Genomic DNA, 6,782 nt, shown 5'->3' with positions numbered 1-6,782 from the left:
TGCCAGTTTGTGGCCCTGAACGTTCCCATCCATTGTCCGCGCATGGTGTCCCCCGGTCGCCTGCTGTGCGCAAAGTCTATCTCAACCCGTGCTGCATTAAAAAACGCCAGCATCAAGATGGCGCTTTCTTCTTAACTGGCCTTCCTGATCGGGATCACGTTTGACGGGCGTTCCGTCTATGGAGCCTTTCCATCGCAGCAGTCCACGTTGAAGCGCGTGCAGATCTCCATCGCCTCTCGCCGCTCTGGGATCTTATCCCGTACGTCATAGATCCCTTCCATCCCGTTCAGCTTTGGGTCAATGCCAATTCGCAAATCTCGTTTGAGATGCGCGTATTACGCATGTGGCTCCTCGCCGTGCTGTACGTGTCGTGTGGCGTGAAGTGGCGCATCTCAGTTGGTTTTTTCGCGCGTTTGGGTGATGTCGAGCCCGCGGTCGACACGGTTGATCGAATGCCCGTTTTGGCACTCGAAGGCTGTCATTGTGGAGTCGGGAGTTCGAACGGCAGATGTGGCTCGCGAGTGCGCATTCGATTGCAGTAACGCTGACGTTCGCCGCTGCAGATGTGCGAATGTCAGGAAAGTGATCTACAGTCGCCTGACCGAAGCCGATATCTGAATGTCGGGTATGGTCGATAACCGGCCTCTTGCCCAGTCTGCAGCGACACTGTTTTTCATCAACCCTACGCCCTCTCTAGATTGCATCATTCGCTTCTGACTCACCATCGGGAAGTTCAGGTTTGACCTGGTCGCCTGGACTACCAATATGCCGCGAGCCCACTCGCGAGGCCGTCAATCTGAATGAACCGTAGTAGCTCGATGCCACACTCACTCTCGAGTGGCCCAGGCATTCCATTACCTCCTCCTGACGAAGGCGCAGGTCGGCCTGGTCCATTTGATCGGCCTTTCCACCTAACGTTGCAGGCAAAAGCCCGTGCAGCATCGCGATGTTTTCGGCGTATTCAGCGCGCATACCGTGGGCGCTTGTCCCACACTTGGCTCGAGTAATTTCCAGCTTTTGGAAGTACTTCTCAAACCGATCTTCGTTGGCGTGCAGTGATGCTGAGTTACCTCGCGACGTCTGCTGCCAGCCGAGAAAATGCGACTTTGGAATCAGCTCCTTGACATAGTCAAGCACCAGGCGCTGGAATGGATGCTCAACGGGGACATCCCTTGGGCGGCCAGACTTTGGTCCATCGCCTGCATATACACGCAAGAAATTGCCCTTGTCGGCCTTGTGCACTCGCAAACAGATCAACTCGCGCCGGCGAAGCCCAAACGAAAGCCCAATCCGAACCATGCATCCCAGCCGCAGGTCCAGCCCGTCAGCGCGCCTGATCACATCCACAATGTCCAGACCTGCCTCAGTCCATGACAGCGAACTTGACGCTGCGACGGTTACTTTAAAAAACGACGGATCGACAGCTGGAAGATATGTACAAAGTCGCTTCACCAAGCCCGGCTTCCCGATCCACTCGGCCCAATACCTCATCTCAGTCCAATAGCTTCGCAGCGATCTGGGGGATAGGCCTTTCGCAAATATGGCACCGGCGATCACTTCGACATGCCGGCCTCCAAGATTCTCGACACGCTCCAGTCGATAGCCCTCCTCATACAGAATGTCGATGATGCGGGACAACACCTCATGATGAACCTGCACCGTGCGATAGGACGCCGTATTGCGGTCGCTCATTCTGGTTCCACCGTGCCTGTCGATAAGCTGTCGCATCTGTTCTTTCAACTCTGCCTTCACATTACCTCCCACGTCGCGATCAGGTCAGACAGCAGCATGCAGTCCGATCCATAACGCAATGTTGGCAGGAAAATTATCTCGTTCGACTCAGAAAACAGGCACTAAAGTCGCGACATTCGTCGCCAAGGAATCTTTTTTCAGTATTTCCTACGTGCAACGGCACGTCAGGGTTCAAACGACGAGTGAAGGTCAACTGGCCCAGCGCCAGTCGACCGCTTGCGACACGTCAATCTGTCCGCGGGCCGGTCTACTTAAAAACGATGATTCACGGCTCAGGGGCCCGCCCTGTTGCCGCGCTCCGGCCTTACGACCAAGAGTTGCTTGCCACCATATACGTGGCAAGCCCGGGTGCTGGAGAGCACCAGTCTCCGCGCGATTGAGGAATGCCGGCGGCGCGGGGCCGGCCATGTGTTCATGATCCCCACGTGAGGGACGCGGTGTATCGACAACGGCGAGTGGCAAACGACACGCTCGTTGGTTCGATTCCCCTTGCGGGGCCGCGATTTTCTTAAATGGCAGTTTTTGGTCTGTGGGGCGTCTGTACCCGCCAATCGGTACCCGCGAGCAGACTACATGCGGGTGGACGCAACACTCTGTATTGATATGTTGCCGCGAGTCACTGAATGTGCCTCCTAATCGTGCGGATGAAAAGTTCTCTGGTCAGTCTGGCATCAGGTTGAAACAAGGTGAGTCATGCCGCATTCCGCGGCGAGTTAAAGCCAGTCGCGGGACATGCCCGCGCGAGAACATGCTAACACTGAGCGAGCGACCTTCGCCAGAACGTGGCGAAAATCAAATGTCATCGTTATTTGGCCTGTTTTCTCGCTTGCACGAGAAGTATCACAAGGCATCCTCTACTCGGTGTGTCACGGCCCGTCACTTCCGGGGAAACCGGGTCCGAGATAGCACATAAGTGCGAGTTAAGTTGCACATGGCACTTCTAGAAGAGCTTGGGTACCAGCCATGTGTGAGTTAAATGCGACTCAACTCAATCAATATCACTTTTAGCGAGGAACAGCATGGAAGTTAATGTGATGGGACTTGATACAGGCAACGGTCGGATCAAGGCCGCTTTCTACGCGGCAGACGGTACGCTCCAAAAATTTGCATTTGCTTCAGTGGCTCGGCCGACCGCGGCGAGCGCGTTGGAGCAGACGACGCGTCCCTTTCTTGGCTCTGCGACCGAGAAGTTGGTCCACGTCCGCGATGTGACGTATGCGGTGGAAACGGATTCAACAGCCATTCCAGGGCCAACAGCCGGGGAACGGAATGAAGGCGACGACTTTGCAATGCGCCCGGAATACGACGCGTTGGTCTATAGCGCGCTATTGAGAGCAAATGCATCAACGATAGGGCTGCTTGTTCTTGGGCTTCCTGTGTACCTGTTGAAGTACACCGAGGCCCTGAAGCGCAGGTTCACGGGCACGTTCGATTTTGGCCATGGCCCGAGGACGATCTTACGGGTCGTCGTTCTGCCACAGCCGCTCGGTAGCGCGATCGCGCTTCGACTCGCCGACGCGGTTCAGATTGACGCACCATCGACGCTTCTAATTGACGTTGGGTGGGGCACGATTGATTACCTTACAGTCGATTCACATAGGTCCAGGGTGCAGCACGATCGCAGCGGTGGCTACCCAGGCGCGGGGGCCCAGATCTTTCGGCGCGTCGGGGAAATGCTCTCGAGGCAATACGGAGAGCGCTTTGACGGCGTGGACCAGATTGATGACTGCTATCGGCGGGGGGTGCCACTGCGCGCACACGGCAAGTCGATCGATCTCACCTCTTTCGTTGACCGCGCGAAGCGAGATGTTGCACTGGAAGCGCTGAGAAAGGTCAGAGCCAATGTGAAGACCACAGAAGACCTGCATGTGGTCTTCACCGGAGGCGCAGCGCCGCTGCTCATCGACGCTGCTCCAGAGATATTTAATGGCGTTCCAATCACGTTGATGAAGGACACCGTGTTCTCAAACTGCCACGGCTTCCTCCTAGGTGGGATCCAGACGACAACCAGAACGCGAAAATGAAGCAGATAAAGATGACCATTGTTGTCTCAGAGGTAGGGCACCCACATCTTTTCTGCCTACTCGAGAAGATGACACAACCACGCGCACGTGCTCTCCTGTTCAAGCGGTTGGCAGAGGAACGTGCACGTGCCCCCGATGGCCTAGGTCAACCTTCTGCAAATTACAATGAGAAAGCCGTGCATTCGGGTCCATCCCCGTCGATCGGCGGCTTTGAACAGAACACCGACGATGGCTTGGCTGAATGGTTTCGGTAGCTTCCCATCCGCTTCCCGTAGCCTGAGGCGGTCCGCAGAGCGAGGGCTGCCTTTCGGCCAGCACCAACTGATCCGACTCTCTCTGCGGACCGTCCAGATATCGGCACCGCCGGTCCCAAAAGAACGCTACCGGATCTTCAATCTCGCGCCGCCAGTCTCACGGTGAGACAGGTATCGAAAAAATGCCATTGATTTCATGGACAAAATAGGAATCCGTGCGCGCAGCCTGCCGGGTTGGGCGCGCAACCGGCACCCTGAACGGCGTCAAATGGAATGAACGCCCCCTACCTCCCTGATGGGCACACGGAAGGGAGGCGAACCCCAAGCAGCAACGACTCCTCAACTCCTGACCATTCGGTGCTGCTGCTCCACGCATTTACTTTTACTGTCACAACCTCCGGCGTCCTCCCCCTAGCATTGATAAATCAATTGCCGCACATCTGGTCGTGAAGACTGGTTAATACGCGGCTCACAAGTCAGCTCCCGCCCTAGCAATCCGCAACTAGTTCATTCATGTAGCCCGCGACAACTCAACGGACCGACACATCACGGTCAAAGTCACTGGCGCGGGCATGCATCGATGCGCCACATCCTCTCAACACTGCGTAGCACAATAAATCTTCAATCGCCGAACGAAAGCATCGAAAAAGAGCGTGTTTTTCCGCGTCAAAATTTTGATTTATAAGGGCACACTACTATGCAGGAAAGCGAGATTCTTTCCGTCAACTCTCAACTGCAGGAGCGAAGTATGAGAAAACGAAACTCCAGAATCAAACCGAACCCTCCAAAGAACCAAGAGGAAGTTGTTGTCCAAAGAATGCCCGACAATTCCGTAATGCTTTGGATGCTGACCCGTGGGCTGATTATCTTGATAACAGAAGAGCGAATGAATGACATTGCGCTCGTGTTGAACGGGCTACCGCCCGAAGGGGAGAACGTAGCGCTGCATCCGCATCCTGCAGAAGACTTGAAGGACAAGTGCAAAGCCCTGATCATTGGAAATGCAGCATTGGAATTGACCAACGAGCAGTTTGCCAAAGTAAAAAACCAATTTAACCAGCTTATTCTTCATTAACGGACTATAGAGAGATTTGAAGTCGGGATTGCACAAGCGTTCAATCCCGACTGTAGTCCGCACCTCGAAACCTCATCTAAGCTCCATTACCACGCCCTTTAAAGTGAAGGTACGATTTGCGCTTGCTCGATTCGCTGCCATGATCTTCTCCAAAGAGTCAACATGGAACCCAACTCTGAAGAACGTGGATTTTTTGAATTTCCCTCTACCTTAAATTGAAAGTCATGTGGATCCGATTAAATTTATTTGCGTCACAATCAGGATATACCCTTAAATCGTGTTATAGGAAAATCGAAGACCGAGTTTGGCGTGAAGGTGAAGTCTGGCGAAAAGCACCGGATGGTCATTTATTAATCAGTATCGAGGGGTATATCACATGGGTCGAGACGGGCGTGGCGTTAAACCAAAATCAGCAAGCAGCATCCAAATCACGTTCCAATACCAGGGCAAGCGATGTCGTGAATTCATCTCAATCCCGCCGACGTCAGCCAATCTGAAGAGGGTCGAGGCACTACGCGCTAATATTCTCTTTGAGATCGCCCGAGGAACATTTAATTACGCACGGGCATTTCCTAACTCCAAAAATGCCAAACAACTTGCACAGACAACCGGCGAGGGACTGCGCGTCGGCGTCTATTTAGAGGCATGGTTTGAAGAAAAGAAAATTGAACTGAAGGCTAGCACAGAGGCCGAATGGACTCGCACGGTTCGCAACTTACTGCTACCGCAGTTTGCAGATATTTTTCTCATTGAACTCACGCGCGACACTATCGTTTCATGGCTGAAGTCTCTCGACATCGGCCGCAAAAGACCTATGTCAAACAAACGCTTGGCGAACATCCAAACGGTTCTTCGACAAGCACTTGCGATCGCAGTTGAAAGGAAGCTCGTTGACGTCAATCCACTAGCGTCATACACATACTCCCGCAAGATCTCGGTCCGCGTCGACGCGTTCGATCTAGAGGCACTTGTTGTTAAAGATCGCGTCGATCCATTTTCTTCGGAAGAGCAAGCGGCCCTTCTCTGTTCCGCCGAGCCTCAAATGCGCAACTACTTGCAGTTTGCTATTTGGACCGGCTTGCGCACAAGCGAACTCATCGCACTCAACTGGGATGACATTGACTGGCAGGCTGGGACCGTGCGAGTCTGGAAAGCGATGACGGCCGAGGCAAAGGGCAAGGTCGAAACGACAAAGACCGCTGCGGGCCGGCGCGAAGTGAAGCTGCTGCGCCCCGCGCTAGAGGCACTGGCCGCGCAGAAGCAGCACACGTATCAGGCTCATGAAGCCATTTTCCATGACGCACGGACCAATAAACGGTGGGCTGGGCACACGAAGGTTTGGGATGTGTGGCAGTCAGTGATACGCAAGGCCAAGATCCGCTACCGGAATCCCTATCAAACCAGACACACGTTTGCCTCGATGATGCTGTCCGCCGGAGAGCACCCGATGTGGGTGTCTAAACAGATGGGGCACGCCGACCAAACAATGATCTCGCGTGTCTATGGGCGCTGGATGAAAGAAGCAGATCGCGATGCAGGTGGTCGCGCGGTCGCAATGTTCTCAACTCCGGCCACCCCGACGACTGAGTGCTCTCAAACGGAATAGTGGCATGAGAGTGCCATTCTTGCGGGGAACTGAGGGTAACGTAGGGGCAAGAACTGTTTCTGAGAAGTCAG

At 54.2% G+C, this 6,782-nt stretch carries 4 protein-coding genes; 3 read left to right on the top strand and 1 reads right to left on the bottom strand.

Going from position 1 to position 6,782, the window contains the following annotated elements; all coding sequences use genetic code 11:
* Positions 1 to 693 precede the first annotated feature (693 nt).
* On the bottom strand, positions 694 to 1,692 hold the full coding sequence (locus tag GNZ13_RS02825) for a site-specific integrase (protein ID WP_172160299.1): 999 nt from the start codon (positions 1,690 to 1,692) through the stop codon (positions 694 to 696).
* A 1,079-nt stretch (positions 1,693 to 2,771) separates the two neighbouring features.
* Here GNZ13_RS02825 and GNZ13_RS02820 point away from each other — a divergent pair.
* The 3 genes from GNZ13_RS02820 (at position 2,772) to GNZ13_RS02810 (ending at position 6,711) form a co-directional block, all read left to right on the top strand.
* Positions 2,772 to 3,776 (top strand): ParM/StbA family protein, encoded by a 1,005-nt coding sequence (locus GNZ13_RS02820; RefSeq protein WP_172160297.1) that lies wholly within the window; start codon positions 2,772 to 2,774, stop codon positions 3,774 to 3,776.
* A 1,002-nt stretch (positions 3,777 to 4,778) separates the two neighbouring features.
* Positions 4,779 to 5,105 (top strand): hypothetical protein, encoded by a 327-nt coding sequence (locus GNZ13_RS02815; RefSeq protein WP_172160295.1) that lies wholly within the window; start codon positions 4,779 to 4,781, stop codon positions 5,103 to 5,105.
* Positions 5,106 to 5,481: 376 nt separating this feature from the next.
* Positions 5,482 to 6,711 carry a tyrosine-type recombinase/integrase gene (locus tag GNZ13_RS02810; protein WP_172160293.1) on the top strand — a complete coding sequence of 410 codons (1,230 nt, stop codon included), beginning with the start codon at positions 5,482 to 5,484 and terminating at the stop codon, positions 6,709 to 6,711.
* Positions 6,712 to 6,782 lie beyond the last annotated feature (71 nt).

The sequence above is a fragment of the Paraburkholderia elongata genome (assembly GCF_013177735.1).
Lineage (GTDB): Bacteria > Pseudomonadota > Gammaproteobacteria > Burkholderiales > Burkholderiaceae > Paraburkholderia > Paraburkholderia elongata.
The sequence above is the reverse complement of the archived record's forward strand: the minus strand, read 5'-3'. Positions and strand labels throughout refer to the sequence as shown.

Bases quoted from the DNA above. Each gene is read 5' to 3' on its own strand.
- GNZ13_RS02815 (WP_172160295.1), top strand. From the start codon at position 4,779: ATGAGAAAACGAAACTCCAGAATCAAACCGAACCCTCCAAAGAACCAA.
- GNZ13_RS02810 (WP_172160293.1), top strand. From the start codon at position 5,482: ATGGGTCGAGACGGGCGTGGCGTTAAACCAAAATCAGCAAGCAGCATC.
- GNZ13_RS02820 (WP_172160297.1), top strand. From the start codon at position 2,772: ATGGAAGTTAATGTGATGGGACTTGATACAGGCAACGGTCGGATCAAG.
- GNZ13_RS02825 (WP_172160299.1), bottom strand. From the start codon at position 1,692: ATGAGCGACCGCAATACGGCGTCCTATCGCACGGTGCAGGTTCATCAT.